Source organism: Lacticaseibacillus daqingensis (assembly GCF_003946115.1).
Taxonomy (GTDB): Bacteria; Bacillota; Bacilli; order Lactobacillales; family Lactobacillaceae; genus Lacticaseibacillus; species Lacticaseibacillus daqingensis.
On record NZ_RHOH01000001.1, the window covers coordinates 282,411 to 304,899 of the forward strand.

General features: G+C 60.5%; 14 protein-coding genes. 7 read left to right on the top strand and 7 right to left on the bottom strand.

Annotated elements, in window-relative coordinates; genetic code table 11:
• Positions 1-30: 30 nt before the first annotated feature.
• Complete coding sequence (locus EKM88_RS01120) at positions 31-1,152, bottom strand: NAD(P)-dependent alcohol dehydrogenase (RefSeq protein WP_125702342.1); 1,122 nt, start codon at positions 1,150-1,152, stop codon at positions 31-33.
• Positions 1,153-1,563: 411 nt separating this feature from the next.
• Here EKM88_RS01120 and EKM88_RS01125 point away from each other — a divergent pair, with 411 nt between their 5' ends.
• Positions 1,564-2,280 (top strand): WxL domain-containing protein, encoded by a 717-nt coding sequence (locus tag EKM88_RS01125; RefSeq protein WP_125702343.1) that lies wholly within the window; start codon positions 1,564-1,566, stop codon positions 2,278-2,280.
• An 86-nt stretch (positions 2,281-2,366) separates the two neighbouring features.
• A complete protein-coding gene (locus tag EKM88_RS01130) occupies positions 2,367-3,365 on the top strand; it encodes a DUF916 and DUF3324 domain-containing protein (RefSeq protein ID WP_125702344.1) in 999 nt (332 codons plus the stop codon).
• A 79-nt stretch (positions 3,366-3,444) separates the two neighbouring features.
• Here the strand turns inward: EKM88_RS01130 and EKM88_RS01135 are convergent, their stop codons facing one another.
• The 3 genes from EKM88_RS01135 to EKM88_RS01145 form a co-directional block, all read right to left on the bottom strand.
• On the bottom strand, positions 3,445-4,911 hold the full coding sequence (locus EKM88_RS01135) for a PH domain-containing protein (protein WP_125702345.1): 1,467 nt from the start codon (positions 4,909-4,911) through the stop codon (positions 3,445-3,447).
• The gene (locus EKM88_RS01140) at positions 4,898-5,365 is read right to left on the bottom strand and encodes a PH domain-containing protein (RefSeq protein ID WP_125702346.1); all 468 of its coding nucleotides are present in this window, start codon (positions 5,363-5,365) and stop codon (positions 4,898-4,900) included. The genes EKM88_RS01135 and EKM88_RS01140 overlap by 14 nt, the downstream gene beginning before the upstream one ends.
• A gap of 645 nt (positions 5,366-6,010) precedes the next feature.
• A complete protein-coding gene (locus EKM88_RS01145; protein ID WP_125702637.1) occupies positions 6,011-6,334 on the bottom strand; it encodes a hypothetical protein in 324 nt (107 codons plus the stop codon).
• A gap of 148 nt (positions 6,335-6,482) precedes the next feature.
• On the opposite strand from EKM88_RS01145, the gene EKM88_RS01150 reads away from it, so the two are divergent.
• The 4 genes from EKM88_RS01150 to EKM88_RS01165 all read left to right on the top strand — a co-directional run bounded on the left by EKM88_RS01150 (position 6,483) and on the right by EKM88_RS01165 (position 16,284).
• Positions 6,483-6,923, top strand: a complete 441-nt coding sequence (locus EKM88_RS01150) for a hypothetical protein (protein WP_125702347.1) — start codon at positions 6,483-6,485, stop codon at positions 6,921-6,923.
• Positions 6,924-7,326: 403 nt separating this feature from the next.
• Positions 7,327-15,399, top strand: a complete 8,073-nt coding sequence (locus tag EKM88_RS13615; protein ID WP_125702348.1) for a S8 family serine peptidase — start codon at positions 7,327-7,329, stop codon at positions 15,397-15,399.
• Between the two features lie 245 nt (positions 15,400-15,644).
• Entirely contained in the window at positions 15,645-16,094 is a 450-nt protein-coding gene (locus EKM88_RS01160) for a hypothetical protein (protein ID WP_125702349.1), read from the top strand.
• A 4-nt stretch (positions 16,095-16,098) separates the two neighbouring features.
• Positions 16,099-16,284: a hypothetical protein gene (locus tag EKM88_RS01165; protein WP_164511955.1), complete on the top strand. Its 186-nt coding sequence runs from the start codon at positions 16,099-16,101 to the stop codon at positions 16,282-16,284.
• A gap of 348 nt (positions 16,285-16,632) precedes the next feature.
• Here EKM88_RS01165 and EKM88_RS01170 read toward each other — a convergent pair whose 3' ends face one another.
• The 3 genes from EKM88_RS01170 to EKM88_RS01180 form a co-directional block, all read right to left on the bottom strand.
• Positions 16,633-16,983, bottom strand: a complete 351-nt coding sequence (locus EKM88_RS01170) for a hypothetical protein (RefSeq protein ID WP_125702351.1) — start codon at positions 16,981-16,983, stop codon at positions 16,633-16,635.
• A gap of 90 nt (positions 16,984-17,073) precedes the next feature.
• The gene (locus EKM88_RS01175) at positions 17,074-19,869 is read right to left on the bottom strand and encodes a cation-translocating P-type ATPase (RefSeq protein ID WP_125702352.1); all 2,796 of its coding nucleotides are present in this window, start codon (positions 19,867-19,869) and stop codon (positions 17,074-17,076) included.
• Positions 19,870-20,051: 182 nt separating this feature from the next.
• The gene (locus EKM88_RS01180; protein WP_125702353.1) at positions 20,052-21,440 is read right to left on the bottom strand and encodes a hypothetical protein; all 1,389 of its coding nucleotides are present in this window, start codon (positions 21,438-21,440) and stop codon (positions 20,052-20,054) included.
• Positions 21,441-21,574: 134 nt separating this feature from the next.
• Between EKM88_RS01180 and EKM88_RS01185 the strand changes: the two genes are divergently transcribed.
• A complete protein-coding gene (locus tag EKM88_RS01185) occupies positions 21,575-22,390 on the top strand; it encodes a Cof-type HAD-IIB family hydrolase (protein ID WP_125702354.1) in 816 nt (271 codons plus the stop codon).
• Positions 22,391-22,489: the final 99 nt, after the last annotated feature.

Genomic DNA, 22,489 nt, shown 5'->3' on the forward strand with positions numbered 1-22,489 from the left:
CCTATTTTGCGTGACAAGGATTCAGCTCAGCTACTCACCCGGAACGTAATCCTCGTCGATCACAAGCACCGGCTTGATGGTTTTGCCGGAGCGAGAATCGGCGTTGGCTTCGTTGATCTGGTCGAAATCGTAGAACTTCTCGGTTTTGTCGAAGTCGAAGAGGCCCATCTTGTAGAAGTCGATCAGACGCGGAATATCGACTTGTGGAATGGAATCGCCCATGTTGACGCCGACGATCTTCTTGTCGTCAACACACAGGTCGTTCCAGGTGTCCACGTCGATGTGGTGCGGGGTCACCGCGATGGTGGCGGTGGTGCCGCCTTGCGCGAGCACCTTGATGGAATCTTCCATGACCTGCGTGACGCCGGTCGTGTCGACGGCCCAGTCCACGCCGCGGCCGCCGGTCAAGTCCTTGACCGCCTGAACCACGTCGATGCCCTTGGAGTTGATGGTGTCGGTGGCGCCCAGCTCTTTGGCTAAGGCGAGGCGGCTGTCGATGATATCAATCCCGATGACCTTGACGCAGCCGGAGATGCGCCCGGCCATCATGGCAGCCAGACCCACGGCGCCGGTGCCGAAGACCGCGATCGTGTCGCCTGGGCGTGGCTTGAGGGTGTTCAAAACGGTTCCGGAGCCGGTCACGTAGCCGCATCCCAGCGGGCCGAGCTTGCGCAGGTCGAGAGCCTTGTCCACCTTCACCGCGTTGCGCTCGCGCACGACGGTCGTGGTGGTGAAGGAACTCTGGTCAAACATGTCCGCGACGTGCTGGCCGTTTTCGGTGAAGTGGCTGGAACCGTCCGGCCGCACCCCGGAAAGATTGTTGTGCGCGTAGTTCTCACACTGCGTCGGGATCCCCTTCAGGCAGGACTTGCAGTTCCCACAGGCGAAAAATGACAGGACGACGTGGTCACCGGGAACGAACTGGGTGACTTCCGGGCCGACCTTTTCGACGATGCCGGAGCCTTCATGGCCGAGGACGATCGGGTAGTCGATGATCGCGTCCCCGATGCGCAGGGCTTCATCGGAGTGGCAGATGCCGCTGGCCACCATATGCACTTGGATGTCGTCCGGCCCCATTTCGGCCAGTTCAATGTCATCTTTGATTTCAAAATTGGCGTTTTGTTCCGCCACAACCGCTGCTTTGATTTTCATGCGTGTGCGCTCCTTTGGATTTGTTTGAACAAGTTCATTATTTCACGAATCTCAAGAATTGCAACCGGTTTCACAAAAAACGTCGCGCTTGCTGTGGGCACGCGCCCGGATGGGAGAAAGTACGCTGTCATCTTCGGGTGATCGGTCAGCCGAAGCCGTCACCCGAGGGCATAGGGCCAGCAAGGGGTTGCTCGGCCAACCCGATATAATAACGACAATATAAGCATTAACCCCTGTTATTTTAAGCGAAAATTTGACGAAAAATAACGACTCGTCGTACACTGACGATGAATCTGATGCGTGCTTCTGGGACTTCTGCGGCAGCCACATGATGGTGCCTCGGTCACCTGCCGCGCGCGACTGTTGCGTGCGCAAGGGCCGGGGCGGTCGGCAAAAAGGAGGAACATTGTCATGACACTCAAGACATTGCTGGGCGTTGGGTTGATCAGTGGCCTATTGCTCAGCGCAGGAACGGCCCAGGCGGTGGTTGCCGCCACGGGCAGCGGCCGGGGGGATGCGGCGAATAATATCGCGGCGGCCACGGTCGGGGAGGGATTTATCGCCGAAGGAGACATCGATGCGGAAGCGGATAGCACGGCGACGGCTGAACTGTTGCCGGGGTACCTGACGCTGGATGCGGTGCCGGACTTTCAGTTTGAGTCGACTTCAGTGGCGGATGTGATCCGCGGCGCGGTAACGCTGAACTTAGCGGATGCGGCGCAGACGGCCAGCGTGCCAACTTACGATGGGAACGCGAACGGCGAGCTCATTGTGTCGGATTATCGCGGCAATAATGCGGGTTGGCACTTGATGGCCCGCGTTGGGGCGTTCGAGCGTGAAGGTAGCGATGCGCAGGCGGATGCAGGCGACATCATCTACCTCAGCGCCTTCAACTTCGCGGCCCCGTTCACCGGGGATAACATCGGCGCGGCGACCGCCGGCGGCCAGCTCCTTGGTGGGGCCACCGTGCTGGATGCCCCGGTGGCGCTTGGCACGGGGACCACGCGCGGGCAAGTGGCGAGCGCCTCGGTGGCGCTGATGCAAAACCCAGCGGCCAAGACCGGCGTGTACCACGCCACGCTGAACTGGACCCTTCAGGCCACCCCAACCGCAGCCGCGGCAGAGTAAGACGCGCGACGTTGTAAGTCACGATGAGGGAACTGGGATCGAGGTGACTGGGGGCCCAGTTCTTTTCGGCTGAAAGAAGGGATAGCATGCGACGATGGTGGGGGTGGTTGCTCCTTGTCGGCCTTTGGGTGAGTGGGGCCCCGCGCCCGGTTGCGGCCGCCGGGGCGGGTTTCACGGTCACCCCGCAGTTGCCGGTCACGCAGCTGGGCGGCGACACCGGTTACTTTAATCTGGCGGTGGTGCCTGGCACGGCGCAGACGCTGACGGTGGTGGTCGCGAACCAATCGGACGCCGCCAAAAACATGCGGGTGCAGATGACGGACGCGTTCACCACGGACACGGGGCAGATCAGTTATGACCCAGGCGCTTCAAAGGATGCAAGCGCGAAGGTGCGGCTCAGTGAAATCAGCTCGGCGCCTGTGACGTTCAAGTTGGCTGCCCACGAGGCGCGCCCGGTCAGCCTCACGGTGGTGCCGCCGGCCAGCGGTTTTATCGGGCAAGTGCTCGGCGGCATTTTTGTGCAGGACCGCACGGCGTACGCGGCCGGCAGCCAGAGCAGCACGCCACTTGGCCTCGCGAACCAGTTCGCGCTTGTGGTTGGCGTGCAGCTTCAGGTCAGTCAGACGCTTGTGGCGCCGCGCATGAAGCTGGTGTCCGTCCAACCGGGCACGCAAGCGGGCCAGCCCGCGGTGTTGGCGCGCCTTCAAAACGATCAGCCCCGGCTCTTTGGCGAGATGACCATCCGGGCGACGGTGACGCCTGACCCGGGGACGCGCACCATCGTCACGCGAACGGTGCAAAATTTTGCGATGGCGCCTAATTCACACTTTGACTTTGCCGTCTTTCCGCCAACCACGCTGGCCCCGGGGCGCTACTGGCTCGATCTGACGGCGACCACCGGAAAGTATCGCTGGCAGTTTCGAACGCGGTTCACGGTGGTTGGCGACGAGCGGACGGGCACGACCGGCCCCGCGCTATTCGGGCTCCCGTGGTGGCTGATCGCCCTCATTGTGGTCGGTTTGCTACTGCTGTTGGCCGTGCTCGCCTGGTGGCGGCGACGCCAAACCGAAACAACTGCGGATTAGCGGCGTCTGCCAAGCCGGGATCAAGCCACTCAAAAGGCACTGAGACGCGTCACTTGGCGTCTCAGTGCTTTTCGTGTGCTCAGTGTGAATCGTGCGGCTGAAACCAGGTCATCACCGCCGTCACCGTGGCCGCGTTCAGGTACTTCAGCGTGACCGCCTCATTGCCGTTGCCCTTGCGCAGGTTGAGGGTCAGGTGGGTGAGACCCAGCGGCGCCATCCAGAGGCTTTGCGCCCGGCTGACCGTTTGGACCGTGGCGCGGCGAATGAAGAAGGTCTCTTGGGCAAACCAGTGACCGGATTGCGCCACGATGCGATTGGTGTCCAGTACCGCCACGCCGGTTTGACGCGCGGCATAGGCGCCTTGCGCGGTGCCCAGCACCAGCAGCAGCCCTGCGCCACCGGTCACCCAGAGGCGCCCTGGTGGCCACCACAGCCAGCTGGCCACCAGGGCGAGGCCGGCCACGATGGCGTAACCCATGGCGGCGTTGCGGGCGAAGCGCCAGCGGGTGGTGGCGACCGGCCGCGTCAGTGGCGGCATGGTGGCCGGCAGCCAAGCGATGAAGGGCTGCATCGTGGCCAGCACCTTGGCCGTGGTCACCACCGGCATCAGCACCAGGTCGTCATCACTTTCATCGTCCGCGGCGCGCGAGGCGGTCAGCCCCTGCACGGTGGTCAGGTGGCACCACTGACGCAGGATGCTGGCCTTGGCGCGCACGGCTTGGATGCGCTGGGTGCGCACGCTGACGGTGTTGCGCGCGAGCAGCCCGCGCGTGGTGGTGAGCGTTTCACCGGTCGCCGTCAGGGTGAAGCGGTAGTATTTTTGCCACAGGTTCAAGTACGACAGGCCCATGCCGAGGACGAGGACTAGGACGGCCAGCCCCAGCGTCAATGCGAGCGCTAGGTGGGCGAGCGTCGCCTCGACGCTGGCGACCCAGGCCTTGGGCGCGAGGTCGTCGGCTTTGTTGACTAGCCACAGGAGCCCGGTGATGATGGGGATCACGCCCAGGCTCGTCAGCGCGTACAGGTTCAGCGCGTGCGCGTCGGCCGTGTAGGTGTGGTCCGGTGCGTCGGCCGCGGTTGGCGTCACCGGCTGGTCGGGGTGGCGGTGCGCCTCGATCGCAACGGCCACGCGGGTGGGCACCGCGGCCAGCGTGGCCTCGGCCTTTTTATCCGCCTTGCCCGCCGTTTCGATGCTCAGTCGCTCCAGCCCGAACGGTTGGAGGAAAAACCACTGCTGCCGTTGTAGCGTCTGGATGTTGGCGTAGGGGATGTGGGTCGATTGCTTGCGCCACAGTCCCGATTCGATCGTGATGCCAGAAGTACCCAGCGTGTAGCGGAAGCGCCAGTACCGCACCAGGCTGGCCAGTGCGATGAGGCCTGCGACGATCGCCAGCAGCGCGGCGGTACTCAGCACGTCTTCTTGGTTGAGCGTGCCATGGGCAAAATCGCGCCAGAAGCCGAAAATGAAAACGGGGCTGTACTTGATCAGGCTGCCACCGATCATCAGGACCAGCGCCAGCGGATGCAGGCGGCTAGGCTTCATCATCGCGCGCCTCCTGGGCCAGCGTTAGGATCTGGTCGCGCAGCGCGGCCGCGGTGGCCGTGGTGACCCCGGCGATTTCATCAGCCGTCGAGGCCGTTTGAATCTGCACCGCCTGCAGCCCGTACGCCCGCAAAATTGGGCTGGCCTCAAGCGTCACGTTTTGGATCCGGCTGATCGGGATGGCGGTTTCCTTGCGTGTGATGGCCCCTTCCGTCAGATACACGGCGGTCGGCGTGATCCGGTAGCGCCAGGTGGCGTAGCGGTAGGGGATCAGTGCCAGCTTGATGATGACATGGAGCAACATCGCGCCTAGTCCCAGCCACAGCACCCAGTTCGGCCAGTGCCACACCAGCACCGCGCAGCCCAGCAGGCCGCACAGCACCAGCCACCAGAAAATTGTGATCAGCGTCCCGATGCGCCACGCGGCCTTGATCGACGCGGGTAATTGTTCTGCCATATTTGTCCTCCAAAGTGAGCCCCATTAATTAGGGTAAACATAGCAAACCGGGTGCGGGTTTGCAAGCGGTTGAGCAAGGGGGCGCGCTGTGGGTCCGGTGCGCCGGATTGAGTGCCCTGCGAGAAAGTGGCAAAGCCAGTGGTGGCAACGGTTTGAACGCTGTAATCGCACGTTTTTCGCGTATTTTTTTCGTTCCTGTTATACTTGCGCCAGCAGAATAAGTGAGATGAACGGTGGTACACCCGACGAAGGAAGGTGATGCCGATGGTGGATTAGCCATGGTGTCAGAATCTAACGAAAGGAGTACAGCTATGTCGATGGTCGTTGCACTTTGGACGATCACCGTTGTCATTTCAGCTCTGATTGTGACGGCCGATACGTTAACGTATTCGGTCGAAGCAATCGAACGGCTGCTTCGCGCAACCGTTAAGCTGGTGACATACTTTCGTGAAATAACGAAAAGGTAGCAAAAAAGCCGCATCTCTCCAACCCTGGGATTGCGGCTTGATTGCTAATATCACTCGGCCACCGTTCAACGAACGGTATTCTGCGGAGGGGCGGCGTGTGCAAACGTCGCCCTTTTGCATGGCCTCATTATACCATGCAGATTAGATTGTGCCAAACTCGTTTCTTACCTAATGTGCCCTACACCAGTGGCTGGGCCACCAGCTCGACCAGCCCCTTATGTAAGGCGAGGTTCACGCCCTGAATCGGTTGGTCGAGGATTTTTTGGTACTCTTCTAAAACATCGTATGGCAGCGGCGTCAGGAGGTGCAGGTCGTCGATGATGTCGTGCACCGTGGCGGCCTGGCTCAGGTCGGCGAAGATGTCGATTTTGCTCAGACAGTCCGCCAGCAGGTCGGTCAGCTGGGCATCGGGCTTGCCGGCACCATCGGTGATGACGACCTGCTGATGGTTGAGGGGTTGGTGCTCAAGCTGGATCAGTTTTAGCGCGCGGAAAACATTCACTTGGCTCACCTCAGTCTTTTTCTCGATTGTATGCCTTTGGGGGGCTAAAAGACAATGGTAAGCCGGCCACCTTGCGTTCTGCACGCGCTTCCATGATAATGAGGAAAAGAATCCAGCGGTGAAGTGCCGGATCGAAGGGCGGGGTATGATGGCAAAACGCGCACGCCGAACGCAGGCGAAGAAGGCAGACACGGGGAAGAAGTCAACGGCCGGGGTGGTCATTGTGGCGCTGGTGGCGATCGTCAAGCCGCTGTTCGAAATGTTTCGCTTTGCGGCCAATGCTGTGTTCGGTGATATGACCCACTTCAATCGGTATGCCGTGGGGAATCCACAGCTCATCGGGCTGGCCAGCGGCGTAGTCATCGCGTTGGTCGGCTGGCTGGTGATTCGCAAGATCCGACCCGGCAGTCGGTACACGCAGACCAATTACGCCCCCAAGGAAAGCGGCTATTCAACTGCGGCTCCGCGCGTCATGCGGGTGGAACGCCAGCCGATGCGGCACGTGCTGGTGCGGCCGGTGCTGTTCATGCTGGCGGGGTTGGCCGTGCTGTTACTGGTAGGCTTAGCGATTCTGACCATCATGATCTAAGCGGTGGCAGTCGCCCGGCCGTGAGCAGGCGGGACTGAAGATGAAACAAGTGTGCAGGCGGCAAGTCAGCGATGGCTTACCGCCTTTTTTGCTGTGCCAAAACGCGGCGAGCGACTGGTCCAAATAGGATGGAAAATGAATTTTAATGCGTTTGGGTGAATAGCGCGATGCGTCAATTAATATGAGAACTAAAACGAGATAATCCCAAAAAATCTAATAATGTTCTAATTTTTTGCGCTTTAAAGCTGGTCATTTGGCGCGTATACTTCAAACATCATTTCTAATTATTGTTTAATTTATATCTCATTTACGGAGGGGCGATTCAACCGGCAGGGGCCTGGGCAGATCCCAGCTGACGGTCATAGCGCAATGCGCGCAGAGACGATTAAGTGGAGGGCAAGAGATGCAAAAACCAGAGAGTAAAGAACACTATCGGATGTTCAAATCAGGCAAGCAGTGGTGCTTTGCCTTAGTTTATACCGCGGTCATGGGCATCGGGCTGGCACAAACCGGCGCGCTGCAAACGGTTCAGGCTGCAGAAGCCACCACCAGCGAGGTTCAACCTGCGGCGGCGACCACCGAAGAGACCCCAACAGCGGCCACCGATGAGGACCCAGTCACTGACCCACAAACCGGGGATGACACCGGGGATGACGCAGACACCGGTGATGAGACCGGTGACGACACTGGCGATGAGACCGGTGATGAGACCGGCGACGATACGGGAGATGACACCGGCGATGAAACGGGGACCGGTGACGGCACCGAAACCCCTGGCTCGGGTGATACAGAACATCACCAACGCGGCGGTGGCTATGACACGGGTGACCCGGACGCACAAACCGATGAGCAAAAGGCGAGTCTGTATAGAGATACGGAGTCTAGCGCACTGAACATGCTGATCAATGATGAGCTGTTCTTACCGTTGTACCAAAACCTTGATGATGACAGCTTTGTCTCAGGAATTCAAGGCGCGCGGGATGTCTTCGCGGGCTTTCGAATGGGCATTGATGACCTGATGGCGGGCAAGGCGCCGGAACTTAAGATTGAATGGGTTGAGCACCTCGGCATTCAGCCGGGCTACCTGCAGGCCTTTACTGATACAGAACGAATTAAGGCCGAAGTTCAGGAGGGGATTCAAGACGCGATTGCTAGCCTGAATGGCGACAAGAAGCCAGTGTCGGCGACGGAAGAGGAAGCCAAGCCGGCTTACCAGTTTGTTTACGATGACTTCCTGGCGGGTGCAACCGCAGCAAAGAACGGTGAAAGTGCGCCAGCTGATGCCAGCTACGGGTTCAAGCAAGGCTTCGATTATGTGACGCGAATTAACGCGGATACGGACACGCGCGATGCCGCAACGGCAGACTTACTGGCACGGGTCGGGCAGGCTAACAAGCCGCTGGAAAGCGATGCGTTTGCCACCCAGTTGGACGAGTACCTGACGAAGACCTTGAATGAGTCACATGGCACCGCGGAACAAGACGTGACTTACCGGATGCAGGCCAATCAGTTGATCAGCGTGGCCAATCAAGCGAAGGCCGATGCGATTGCCGGGAAGACGCCCACAACGGGGTTAACGGCGGCTGGGAGTCAGCAGATCTATGACTTGGCGTACGCGGCATATAATAAGAATTATGTGGCCGGTCAGGCGCAGGCACAGGCGGATGAGCTCAGCCACACCTTTGCCAACCTGCGTGTGCGGCCTGAAGGTTATACGCAAGGCTACACGGATTACCAAGCTGGCTTTGAAGCAGGGATTAAAGACGCGCACGATAATGCGCGGCCGGCCGATCAGACGACGCAGCCGAGCGGCTACCTTGAAGGGTATAAAGCGGGCCGAAGCACCGGCGAAAGCGATCCGGAGCTGGCAGGGGCCATTCAGGCACAGGCTGACTTTGACGATAAGATGCAGATGGATGCGAATATGGAAGAATTTAATCCTGAGCGCTTCATCATGCTTGTGACCGCGTTTGAAAAGGAGGTAGCACAGCAGGGCGATGACGACTACGGTAAGGGCTATAAAGAACGTGCCGCAGCTATCGTCGGCGAGGTGACGCCAAGTATCGACGCGATGAACGCGATCAACGATGCCAATAATGACGCAGCACTGGGACTCGATGTTACGGCTAAGGACCTGACAGGCAAGTCAGAAGCCTATAAGACGGTGTATACCAACGAAATGACGCTGGCTAAGCAGCTGTACGATTATGGCTACGATGCCGGATTCGAAGACGGCGGCAAGGAAAACGCCATGGTCGATGACGGCTTCCTGCAGCTGAATGATACCATCTCCAATGCGGGCTACGCCGCGGGGTATAAGGTGTCTCACGATCAGCTCGTTGCGGGCTATGCTGACGCAACGGCGGCAGCGGCGCCTTTGCTGCCAGATTTCGCGACCGCATCAGAGGATACGCTCAAGGCTGCCGCGGCAGCTGTGCAACAGTTGATCGATGATGCGACCGTGCCGACCACAGACCTTGAAGAGGCGTACGCGGTTGGGTACAACGGTTATCTGAAGAACGAACTTGAGACGATTCAGAAGAAAATTGAGGTCGCGGAAGGACAACTTGCTGGGGCTGCTGACAAACGCAATGGGCTCGACGAAGCGGTGACCGATGCCTTCTCTTCTGCTTACCGAATTGGTTACAAGGAAGGCTACGCGGCGGGCCATTACGTTGACACCACGGCGCTGAAGATCGCCATCATGACCGCCGATGTGGCTGAGCAAACGAATGTAACGCCGGCAAGTTTGGCGACATTCAAGGCCGCATACGATGCTGCCGTTGCCGGTTTGAACGGGGCCGACACCACTGATGATGCGAACGCGCTGGCAGCAACGCTTCAAGGCGCGATCAAGCAACTGACAGCCGCCTCTGCGGCAAATAAGAGTGCTTTGGCGATCGAGCTGGTCGCGGCGGAACCATACACCACCGATACCAGCCTGTACAGCGCAGAAGCATTTGCAGCGTTTGAAGCTAATTATGAAGCCGCTCAAGATGCATTTGGGGACAACAGCACCACAACTGAGGCGGCCAACGCTGCGGCACGGACCCTTGAAGCGGCAATCAACGCGCTTGAAGCAGGCAAGGTGCCAACCGCGCCAGCGGCCACGGATGAGGCGGAAACCCCAGACACTGAGGCGGCCGCAACAACACCAGCAACAACGATGACCGGTGATGATGCGCTCAAGAGCACGACAACGGCACCGGCAACGACCACAACGCCGGTGGCCACGACTGATCAGACGAGCGAACAGGTCACTTTCATTGTTCAACTGACAGGTGCGCCATTGCTCAATACGGGCGCTGCGGATGCGTACAGCGCTGACTACGACGAGGCGGCGGAAGCGGCGGCCCTTGCAACCATCCGGGCGCAACAAAGTGCCGTGGAAGGTCAGCTGCGGACTACCATTGACCGCGGTGCAACGATCTTGTACTCGTATACCTCCGTTTTCAACGGGTTTGCAGTCACGACCGCGGCCTCAAACCGCGCAGCCATCGCCGCGCTGGAAGGCGTTCAAGGCGTCTACCAGGGCGAAACTTACAGCGCGCCAGCTGAAGCTGAAACGACTGAAGATGGCAGCACCCTCAGCCCTGACTTGGATATGCTCAACACCGAAGCGGCGCGTGAAGCGGGTCTGACTGGGAAGGGCATCGTTGTTGCGGTTCTGGATACAGGGGTGGACTTAGATCACCCGGCCTTCCAAGCGGATCCTGCAGATCCAACGCTGACAGCGGCTGATATTGAGGCGAAACTCGCCAACCTGAGTGCTTCAGCACGGGTTTCCGGGTTGATCGCCAATGATAACCAACTGATCGGTAACAACGTTTACGCCGACGAGAAGATTCCGTTCCAGTTTGACTACGGGATGAGTGACACGGATGTTACGCCTGGGTCGCAGGACACCGCGGCGAACATTGATCACGGCACGCACGTCTCTGGGACCGTTGCGGGCTATCAAGTAGCTCAAGACGGCACGGTCATCTTCCAGGGGGTTGCACCAGATGCCCAACTGCTGGAAATGAAAGTGTTCGATGACACTGGGATCGGTGCAGCGGACTACGATATCCTGGCAGGGCTGGATGATGCCGCCAAGCTTGGCGCGAATGTCATCAACCTGTCACTGGGGTCCCCGGCCGGTTTCAGCAACACCGCGCTGAACATGTCGGAGATTTACGCCCTTCTGCGTGAAGAAGGCGTTAGCGTCATCATCGCGGCAGGGAACTCGACGGATGGGGCGGTTAACAACCTGACCGGCCAGAACCTGCCATATACCAGCAACCCAGATGATGGGATCGTTTCCTCACCAAGTACGTACGAAACCGTGACCTCAATTGCGAGTGCCGACAACACGGCCATTCAGCGGCCAATTTTCACTGCTAACGGCCAGGACTACAACTACATTGGGGGGCTTAAGACGCTCAGTGCCTTGGCCAACCCAACGCCGTACGAAATCGTTGCGGTGCCAGGGCTTGGCACGGCGGCAGATTACGACACGCTGGCCGCCAATGGCGAGAGTGTCAGCGGTAAGATCGCGCTGATCAGTCGTGGGGACATCACCTTCATCGAAAAGATCGCCAACGCGATGGCGAATGGCGCTATCGGGGTCATCTTGTATGACAACGTGGATGAAGCGATTTCCGCGTTCCAAACCGACGTGCCTTCCAAGACGGTTCCGGCTGGGATGATCAGTCTGAAGGACGGCGAACAGCTGCTGGAGAACCTGAAAAACGGGATCAACACCGTCACCATCGGCAACGAGACGGTGACGACGACCATTGATACGGCGTACCAGATCTCTGTCTTTAGCAGTATCGGCACTACGCCTGATCTGAAGCTCAAGCCAGAAATCACGGCGCCAGGGGGCAACATCTGGTCGACCCTGCCGACCCAACTGCTCGGTACCGAGAACCCATACGGTGAAATGAGTGGGACCTCCATGGCCTCCCCACACGTAGCCGGGGTGGCGGCGCTGATGCTGGAATACATCAACGAACACCCAGAGAAGTTTGGGAATGACCTGACGGCAGTGCAGAAGTCTGATTTGATCAATGACCTGCTGATGAGTACGGCAAAGCTGCTGAAAGACGGCGATGGCAACACCTCCGCGCCACGCGCGCAAGGGGCTGGGTTTGTTGACCTTCAAGCTGCTATCGACACCTTGGCTTACCTGACCGTTGACGGCGGCAAGCCGACCGCCAACATTGGCGATGATGCGGACAAGACCGGGACGTACACGGTTGAGTTCGATGTCAATAATATTGGGGCAGACATGCTGACCTACACGCTTGGTGGGGAAGTAATGGTGCCGGTTGCCACGACAATCGATGGCAAGGACTACATGACCCTGAAGGATCGGGCGCTGACGCCGACCGCCGAGCAGTGGACGGTTGATGGGGCGGTCATTGATGGCGCCGCCGGCACAGTGGTGGTTGCAGGCGGCAAGTCCGCTCATGTGACCTACACCTTCACGCTGAGTGACGCGGACAAGGCTGACCTGGATGCGGCTTACGCGAACGGGACCTTCGTTGAAGGCTTCGTGAAACTCGGTCAAGTGGGTGGCCAAGCCACCGACCTGAGCCTGCCATTCCTTGCCTTCTACGGTGATTGGACCGCGGCCCCAACGCTTGATGCGGGCATGTGGTTCGATGATGATGATGGCGATTCTCAGAACTACACCACTGAGGCCTTCACCGATTTCGTTGGCGGGTACATCGACCTTGGCGCGAATACCTTCGATGTTGATGAGGACGGGAACGCAACGCAAACTGAACTGACTGAGGCCGATCTGGTCATTTCACCAAACGGTGACGTCACGGCGGACGGTATCGATCATGTTTCCGTAGGTCTGCTGCGCAACACGCACAAGTTGAGCTACGCGGTGCTGAATCAAGCGGGCGATGTGGTTTGGGAGTCAGCGGATAACCCGGACGTCTTCAAGAACTATTTTGAAAGCGACCAGTGGGTCACCGCTTCGATGCCAGATGCGTTCAATGGTCTGGATTCCGAAGGGAATGCTCTGCCGGATGGCGAGTACACCTTCCGGATCACGGCATTGCCGATCACGGATGAAAACGAGTCTGGTGAGGCAAATGAGGGTGACGTTCAGTCCTTCACGTTCCGTATCGACACCCAGAAACCGGTACTGGTCAACGGGAACCTGCAACTGATCGAAAAGGACGGTAAGAAGTACCTGCGCGTTCACGTTACCGATGAATACACGCTGATGGCGGTCGGACTGATGGCCAACAGTGAGTTTACAGCGACGAAAGCGGATGGGACGACTTACACGACCAAGGTTGTGGCGCAAAAAACCTATGACAACATCGATGGCGACGAGTATGTCGACCTTGACTTGACCAGCTGGCTGAGCTCAACGGATGCCAAGCGCGATGGCTTCACGCTGGCGATCGTTGACCGCGGCTACAACGAAACCGATATCAGCATCGGAAACCTTGACGATGCCGCGGTTAACGGGACCGGAGAGCAGTTGACGCTCACTTCGGCGGTTGACCCTGATCAGGCATTTGGGTTTACGGAAGACTTTGTCACCGCAACGCCGGGCGATGTGCTGGAACCGGCTCTGTTTACCGCCGATCAAGGTGGCCTGACTTGGGCGAGTTCCGATGAGTCCGTGGCCACGGTCACGGCTGATGGGGTGGTGACGGTGCTCACAAACGGCACGGTCTTCATCACGGCCACCAACGCCGAGGGGCAGGTCGCATCACTTGGGGTTCATGCCTCAACGGTTGAGCTGACCCCAGAAGTGACAGGGATCGCGCTCGACTTTGATGAAATCACCATTGAGCAGGATGATAGCCTGGGGGTAACCGCTTCCGGCAACATGAATCCGAAGACGATGCTGTTCCCTGGTGTCGTTGATCAGGATGGGAACCACATTCTGCACGGGATTTCCTGGAGTCTGGTGTCAGGGGACGCCATTGAGTTGATCGATGACAACAATGACCCTCGCAACGGCTGTTACATGTTGGTCAAAGCGGGCGATGCGGTGATGGAAGCGAGCTACGATGGGTACACCACGCAGCTACTTGTCCACGTGGTGGATCAGGCGCAGGATATCTACCTGGCAGATAACCAGATCGATAACTTCATTCAGCTGATCAACCACCCGATCTCCCTGAACCCAAGCTTGATTGATGGTGAAACCGGCAACATCGATTGGCATGTCTTCAATGCGGACACCGGAGAAGAACTGAATTTCCTTGATGTCTTCGATGTCTTCAACACGGATGCCGATTACTCTGAAATGGATCCTACCACTGAGCTAACTGCGCCAGAAGGCACCCCTCGGCGGATCGTCCCGAAGCAAATGGGTCACTTCACCATTGAATTCCGGTCAGTGCAGTACCCTGGCCAGAAGTTCGATATCGATCTGCGCGTGACGCCAGAGGCTGCGGCGAACTTCCACTTTACGGATGGGACAATTGCCCTGAAGGAAGGTGAGTCAGTGGCTTCCGGGATCACCTTGGATAACCCGGATACGGCTTACGCGGACCGGATCGTTTACACCTCACTGACGCCGTGGATCGCCACGGTGGATGCAGATGGTAACGTCACCGGGGTGGCTGAAGGGCAAGGGCTGATCCAAGCCGTCATCCCAAGCTTCGATGATCATGGCGATAATCCGATCAACGTTGAGGCGCTGATGTACGTGAACGTCACCAGCAACCCAGCCGATGACGCCGACAAGGCCGCGCTGAGCGACGCCGTAGCCGCGGCAGCGGCCACGATCGCGGCCGCAACACCGTACACGGACGCGAGTGTGGCGCTGGTTCAGGACGCCATCACCGCGGCCCAGGACGGTTTGGCTAAGTCAGACCTGTCCAAGGACAGCGCCAAGAAGCTGGGTGCGGCTCTGACCGATGCCCTGACGTTCCTGATCACCAAGCCAAGTGCTCCGAAGGCGGACCTTTCCGCCCTTGAGGCGGCGCTGGACGCGGCATTACCGGAAACCGTTAAGGCGTACCAGTACACCGCCCAGAGCTTTGGCCTGTTCACTCAGGCCGTGAAGACGGCCGCGACGCAGTTCACCACCGGGGCTTTGACCACGGCTCAGGCGGATGACCTGGCCGCCGCGCTGACGATTCAGCAAAACGACCTGGAAGTCGTTCAGCCGCAGTTTGAAGCGACGAGTGCCCCAGCTGCTTCTGTGACCGCGGATGCTTACTACGACAACACAGTGCCGCAGGATTCGAGTGCGGAAGCCGTTTCGGTTACCGCCGCGGATTACTACGACAACACGGCGCCACAGCCAACCGTTGTCGCAGTCGCAGACCCGGCCACGGACGGGGATGCGGACACTACCGGCGCAACGCCAGCCGCTGATCCGGCGGCGAGTGACCTGCCGCAAACCGGCGAACAGGCTTCGGCCTGGGTCGGGCTGGTCGGCCTCGCGCTGAGCCTGCTGTCACTGGTCGGCCTCGGCGGTGCGGTGACGCGCAAGCAACGTCACTAAGCCTTAACCGACTGAGTCAGTTGCATCACTAAAATAGGACCTCGCGTCCCTCGATCCATTGCAATGGGTTGGGGGCCGAGGCCCTATTTTTGTTGGGGTGCGTTGGTATGCAAGTATCGTTAGTTGCGAAAATGCGTTTCGGGGTCAAAAGACGACGACCGGTCCACCTTGCGTTAGGCGCATGCTTCCACGATAATGAAGGCAGCAGGCGACGTGCGGTCGTCGGCACCACGGAGGGGTTTAGGATGGCAAAGCGCACACGGGTTCAGACCAAGCGAAAAAAAGATCAGGCAGACAAGGGCAAAAAGTCGGCCTCTGGCGTCATCATTGTGGCCTTGGTTGCCATCATCAAGCCCCTGTTCGAGGCGTTTCAACTTGGCACCAAGGTGATTTTTGGCGACATGGCCCACTTCGACCGGTTTGCGGTGGGGAACCCGCAGCTGATCGGGCTGGCCGTGGGCACCGTGATCGCGCTGGTCGGCTGGCTGGTGGTGCGCAAGGTGCGCCCCAACGACCGGTACAGCCAGACCAGCTTCGCGGCCAAAGAAGAAGGCTATTCCACTGCCGCCCCACGCCTGACGCGCGCGGTGCGTCAACCGATCCAAGGCGTGCTCGTTCGGCCGGTGTTGGTGCTGTTGCTGGTGCTCGCCGTGCTGGTGTTTGCCGGCCTGGCCATCATCACATTTCTCGCGTAGGGTAATGGACTTGGGGACGTGGTGGGCGCTGATCGCCGTGGCGCTGTTGCTGGCGGGGCTGGGTCTGACCCGTGCGGCGTTGCGCAGTCGCAGCGGGGTGGCACCGGTGGTGGGCCTGGCGCTGGTCGGGCTGCTGGTGGCCGGAATTGGCGCCGCGCTGCTCGTGTTTTTGTATGCGTTAGACAGGTGAACCAAAATCGATCAAGCCGCGGCGTCCGCGGCTTTTTTGCGTCACTTAGACTTTTATCCGCGGTTGCGCGGCCCCTGTGGCAGCGCGCCACTGGCCAATTTTCAAGGAAAAAGGTACCCGCACCATGCAAAAATTGGCGCGCCGCGGCTGCTACAGGGCCGGCTCGCCTGATCAAATGGCCGTCTACTGAATTTGTGCCTGCGTCCTATGCCAAATTTGGCGTGTGTCGTTTCACGTGAAACTCGGTCGGTCGTGCGCCCGCGCGAGCGCCCAGAATGCTGGCGCAATAAAGCCGGCCCAGATAAGTGTCCGCGCCATTGAAAAAATCGCCCGCCATTGGCGGGCGATTCAAGTCAGCGCAGGTGTGGGATCACTTGGCTGGTGGTGCGCGCCACCCCAGGCTCGTCTGCCGTTGCCTCGTTGGCAAGCGTGAGGCCGAGCAAAACCGCGGCGAGGATCAGCAGCGCCACCCCGAGGCGCCACCGCCACAAGCAGGCCCAAGGCGCCGAGCGTGAGCGCTAAATTGATGCTAAACAGCGCCAACCAAACGAGGAGCACGCCGCCGAGCCCCATCGTCCACGCTCCGGGCTGCCAGTTGCGATGGTGCACCACGGCCACGAGCAATAGGACGAGGCCGACAAGCGGTATCACGACCGCGGCGATGTTGATGAAGACGAACAGCCAGAACAGTAGGACCATGGGGTGCTCCTTTCGGGTGAGTGGGTGCGGCGGCTTTTGGTGGGCGTTGGTGAGGACGGCACAGCGACTTGGCGTACGATTATTGAACTGTCACGCTGTGCGCTGGGTGATCCGCCACCAAACCTCTTTAACCCCCGACAGCACAAACGTCGGGATGGCGGGCAGGAAGATCACGGCGAGGTACAGCGGGGCGGTCAGCGGGGCGGTGCCCATGACGGTGTTGAAGAACGGGAACAGGGTGACGAGCAGCGAGGCGATGGCGGCGAAGGCCACGGCCGCCAGGAGCTTGCCGTTTTCGAACGGGTTGCGGCGGAACAGGGTGCGGGTGCTGCGGGCGTCAAACACGTGCCACAGCTGGCCGAACACGAGGGTCAAAAAGCCCAAGGTCTGGGCCTCGGCCGCGGTCATGCCGGCGTGGGCGCCCCAGAGGAAGGCCACGTAGACGAGGCCCCCCATCACGATGCCACGGACGAAAATGCGGACGAGCATGCCGTCGAGGATGGAGGCGCGCACGTTGCGCGGTGGCTGCTTCATCAGGTCGGCTTCCGGCACGTCGTAGCCCAGCGCGAAGCTCGGCAGGGCGTCGGACACCATGTTCACCCACAGCACCATCAGCGCGGTCAGAGTCGGCACGGTGGCGGCGACCTGACCGACCTGGTGGGTCATCAGGAGGACGCCGAACAGGAGCGCGAGCACCTCGGCAACGTTGGTGGTCAGCTCGTGGCGCATGAAGTTCTTGATGTTGCCAAAAATGGTGCGGCCCGCCTTGACGGAGTTTTCGATCGTAGTGAACTTGTCGTCCAGCAGGATCAGATCCGCGGCGTCCTTGGTCACCTCGGTGCCGTTGATACCCATGGCGATGCCGATGTCGGCGGCGCGCAGGGCCGGGGCGTCGTTGATGCCGTCACCGGTCATGGCGACGATTTCCTCATGCTGCTGCAAGGCGTGCACGATGCGCTGCTTGTGCTCCGGCGACACACGCGCGTACACGCGGATGTCCGGCACCACGGCGAACAGCTCCTCGTCGCTCATGGCCTCGATCTGGCGGCCTTCGACTACCGGGGCGGTGTCGTCGGCAACGATGCCCAGCTTGATGGCGATCGCGCGGGCGGTGACGGCGTGGTCGCCGGTGATCATCACGACCTGAACGCCGGCTTCGTGCAGGGTGCGCACGGACTGGCGCACTTCCGGCCGCGGCGGGTCGATGATGCCGGCCACACCGAGCAGGGTTAGGTGGTGCTCCAAGTCTGCGGTGGTGCCGTGCAGCGCCAGGTCGCGGTCGATGTCGCGCACGGCCACGGCGATGGTGCGCAGGGCCTGGCTGGCAAAATCGAGCACCTGAGCCTCGACAGCACCCCGCGCATCTTCAATCGAATCCAGCTGGTTGTGGTTTTCCACCCAGTCGGTGTGGGTCAGGATCACGTCCGGGGCGCCCTTGGTCAGCACCTGGTACTGGTCGCGGTCCTTGATCACCACGCTCATCATCTTGCGGGTGGAGTCGAACGGCAGGACGCGGACGATCTCGATGTCCAACGCGTTGTTTTTGTCGAGCAGGGTGTCGCGTTCCATGTCGACCTTGTGGCCCATCACCACCAGCGCCACGTCGGTCGGGTTGCCGAACGGTGCGCTGTGGCCGTTGTCGTCCTCAACGATCGCGGCCTCGTTGTTCAGCACACTGGCGAGCATGAAGCGGTTGAACCCTGGGGTGTCGTTGTCGTCGTCCGGCAGGATCTCCCCGATCGGCTCGTAGCCGTTGCCTTCGACGGTGTAGGTGGCGCCGTTGGCATAAAAGCAGGTGACAGTCATCTGATTTTTGGTCAGCGTGCCGGTTTTATCCGACGCAATGAAGCTGGTGGACCCCAGCGTTTCCACGGAGTTCAGCGACTTGATCAGGCCGTTGTTCTTGGCCAGCATGGTCGCGCCGATGGTCAAAACGATCGACAGCACGGCCGGCAAAGCGTCCGGAATGGCGGCCACGGCCAGCGCGATCGCAGTGGACAGGGACTCAGCCACGGCGTCAAAGGACAGCGCGCCGGTGGTTTGGTAAGCCTTGAATAGTTCCAGCCCAAGCGTCAGGAACACGATGGCGATCGCGACCACCATCAGTTTCTTGGTCAGGTTGGCGATGGTGCGCTCGATCGGGGTTTTCTTGTCGGCAACCTGGTTGAGCAGCGTGGCGATTTTGCCCAGCTCGGTGTTCATGCCGGTGCCGACCACGACACCCAGCCCGTTGCCGTGCGTCACCATTGAGCCGGAGTAGCCCATGTTGGTGCGGTCGCCCAGCTCGACGTCACCGCTGAGTGCGTGGGTCTGCTTGGCCACGGGTTCCGCCTCGCCGGTCAGGTGCGCCTCGTTGACCTGCAGCTCGGCGCGGTGCAACCAGCGCACGTCGGCCTCGATGAAGTCACCGGTTTTGACCGAGATGATGTCGCCGGGCACCAGCGTCTCCGCCGGCACGGTCACCCACTCGCCGTCCCGCAACGCGTTGGCGTGGTGGTCGGCCATGGACTTCAAGGCGTCCAGCGACTTCTGCGCGTTTTGCGCCTGCCAGAAGCCCAGCCCCGAGTTGACGAAGATCAGCAGCAAAATCGCGATGCTTTCGTAGATCGCGGCCATGCCGTGGGCCTCGTTGCCGGTGACCAAGAAGTCGTAGGCCGCGCTGCCCCAGGCCAGAAAAACGGCGATGAACAGGATGATGACCAGCGGTTCCTTCAGCGTGTCGGCGAACTGGCGCCAGGCGCTCGGGCGCGGCGGGGTCGGCAGGGCGTTGGGGCCGTCTTGCGTGAGCCGCTGGGCCGCCGCGGCCGCGGTCAGGCCGTGGGTGCGGTCGGTGTTGAGGGCGGCCAGGACGTCGGCCTTGTGTTGACTATATGGGGGTTGTTGCATGAGGTGCCTCCTTTGAACTGACTCGGTGCAAATGAATGCAAAAAGGGCGCAAGTTTCAAGAACCTTCCTCCCCAGGAAAGTGATTCTTGAAGCTTGCGCCCAACCGATGTCTGTATTGATTTGTTATTAATAGCTTAACGTGATGCGAATAATCCTGTCAAGTTATTTGAACGGGTGAACGACTAGTCGCCTGCGGCCTGCGCCCAAATGGCGGTGGTCAGCTTGGCATCGTACCGGTACCCTTCGGCCTCGCTCGGTCCGATGGCATAGTCATACCACTCCCCTTCGCCGGTGGCCGCGTTGTAGCGCACCTGGGCGCCGTCCCCCAGCACGATCTGCAGCGCGATCGTGTCGCCGGTCACGGTGGCAGGCTGCGGGAATTCAAGCTGCGCCACTGCCAGGCCTTGCGCGGCAAAATCGGCGGTGATGGCCTGCTTGAACTGCGCCTCGGTCAGCTTGGGCGCCACGATTTTGGCCGGGTCACGGGTGAGCTTGGCCGTGTCGGCCGCGGTGAAGTCCTGCATCAGGTCACCGGTGGCAAGGGGTTGCCCACTGCGGGTGAGCGTGTAGGCCCCGGTCACGGTGGCGGTCAGCGTGATGGTGAAGTCGGCGGCCAGCGCGTCACCGGCGAGGTTCAGTGTCCCGATCTCGGCAGTGTAGGCCGTATCTGTGAGTTCTTCGCGGTTGACGAAGAACGCGCGCACCTGATCGAGGCGCGCCGGCGCGATGCTGGTGGCCTTGGCGTAGGCGAGCAGGACGCGCTTTTGCCGGTCGCTGGCACTGAGGGCCTTGAGGCTGTTGAGCGCGGCGGCGCGCTGCGCCACCGTGGTCAGCAGTGCTTCATACGGGGCCTTGAGCCCGGCGTACTTGAGCTGGGCCACGTGCGCCTGAAAGGTGGTGAGCTGCGGCAGCGTGACATCGGGCCGCAGCGTCCCCTCCGGCGCGATCAGGGCCACCTGTTCGACGAGCGCCGCCCGCTCAGCCAGCTGCGCCTTGGCCAGCGTGGTGGCCTGAAGCAGTGTTGCGGCCAGGGTCGTGTTGACGGTGGGGGTCTGCTTGGCCGCGGCCGCGACTTTGGCGGCCGTCAGCTTTTCCCGCACGAGGACTGCCGGGTGCGGGGTCGCATCGGTCAAAAACGGCGCCTGAAACAGTGCGTTGACGGCCGCCGTGGCGACTTGCGCGCGCTTCAGCCGCTGGAGCTGCTCGCCCAGCATGCGCTGCGCCTGCGTGAAGGTGTTGACTTTGCTCGCAGTCGCCGGATCGCGCACGGTCGCATACGGCTTGGCGGTGGCCGTCAGCTTGGTGGCGCGGGTTTGCAGCGCGGTGATGGCGGCGGGGGTCACCGTCGCCCGAACGTAGTGGTGCTGGTCATCGGTCCAGCCCTGCGCAACGGCTTGTGTGAGCGTTGCCTGGTCGGCCTTGAGCTGCTTGAAGACCCGGGTCGCTGCGGCGACGCGCTGCGCCGTTTGGTTGTGGCGCACGAGCAGGAACCCGCCGAGGGCGAGCAGCAGCAAGGCGCCCACGCCGACACAGGCGAAGACGATGCGGTGGCGCAAACTTAATCTTTTCATGTTTTCTCCTCAATAAATCGTCAACATCATATCATATCTGGCCGGAGTTGCGGCAAGGTGTCTGTTACCGCTGTCAAAAATGACCCCTTAAATGCGGCGGCCGTGGTAATGTAGTAGAAAAGGAGGCACATGCCATGCCCATTCAACTGATTGCCTTAGATATCGATGACACCCTGCTGACGTCCCAAAAGCAGCTGCTACCCACGACCATTGCGGCCGTGCAAGCCGCCTTGGCTCGTGGGATCAAGGTGGTGCTGTGCACCGGTCGGCCACTGGCGGGGGTCGCCCATTACCTGAAGGCGCTGGGGATCAGTGGCCCTGAGCAGTACGTGGTGACCGGCAACGGTGCTGTGAGTGAAACCGTCACCGGCACCGTGGTCGCCAAGCACCTGATCGACCGCGCCGGCTACGAGGCCATGACGGCCTACGCAATAGCGCACCACCTGCCGTTCAACGTGCTGGATGAAGCCGGCGTGATCTACACCGCCGACCACGACGTTGACGCGATGATCGTTGTGCAGGCGGCCGAAAACTTTGCGGGCCTCAAGATCCGCCAGCCGGCCGAGTTGCCAGCCGATTTTGCCATCGTGAAAGGCTTGTTCGTCGGCCCTGAGGCGCTGCTTGACGCCGCCGAAGCCGGGGTGCGCGCCCAGTTCGGGCAGACCCACTCCGTCTTGCGCGCCGGCCGCAACTTCCTGGAGGTGATGCACGAAGGCGTCACCAAGGGGCAAGCGCTGCGCGATCTGGGGGCGGTGCTGGGCATTCCCGCGGCCAACATGATGGCGGTGGGCGATGAAGGCAACGACATCGCCATGTTTGAGGCGGTCGGCTGTGCAGTGGCCATGGGTAACGGCACCGAAGCGGCCAAGGCAGCCGCCGACTTTGTCACGGCCACCAACGATGAGGACGGGTTGGCACTGGCGATCAAACGGTACGCGCTGCAGGACTAGGCAGCGGCTGAATCAATAGTCAACGGGCGACGATGAGACACCGGCTTGGGCCGGCGGCGATCGTCGCCTTTTTGGTGTGGCGCAGAATGCCTTCGCCCA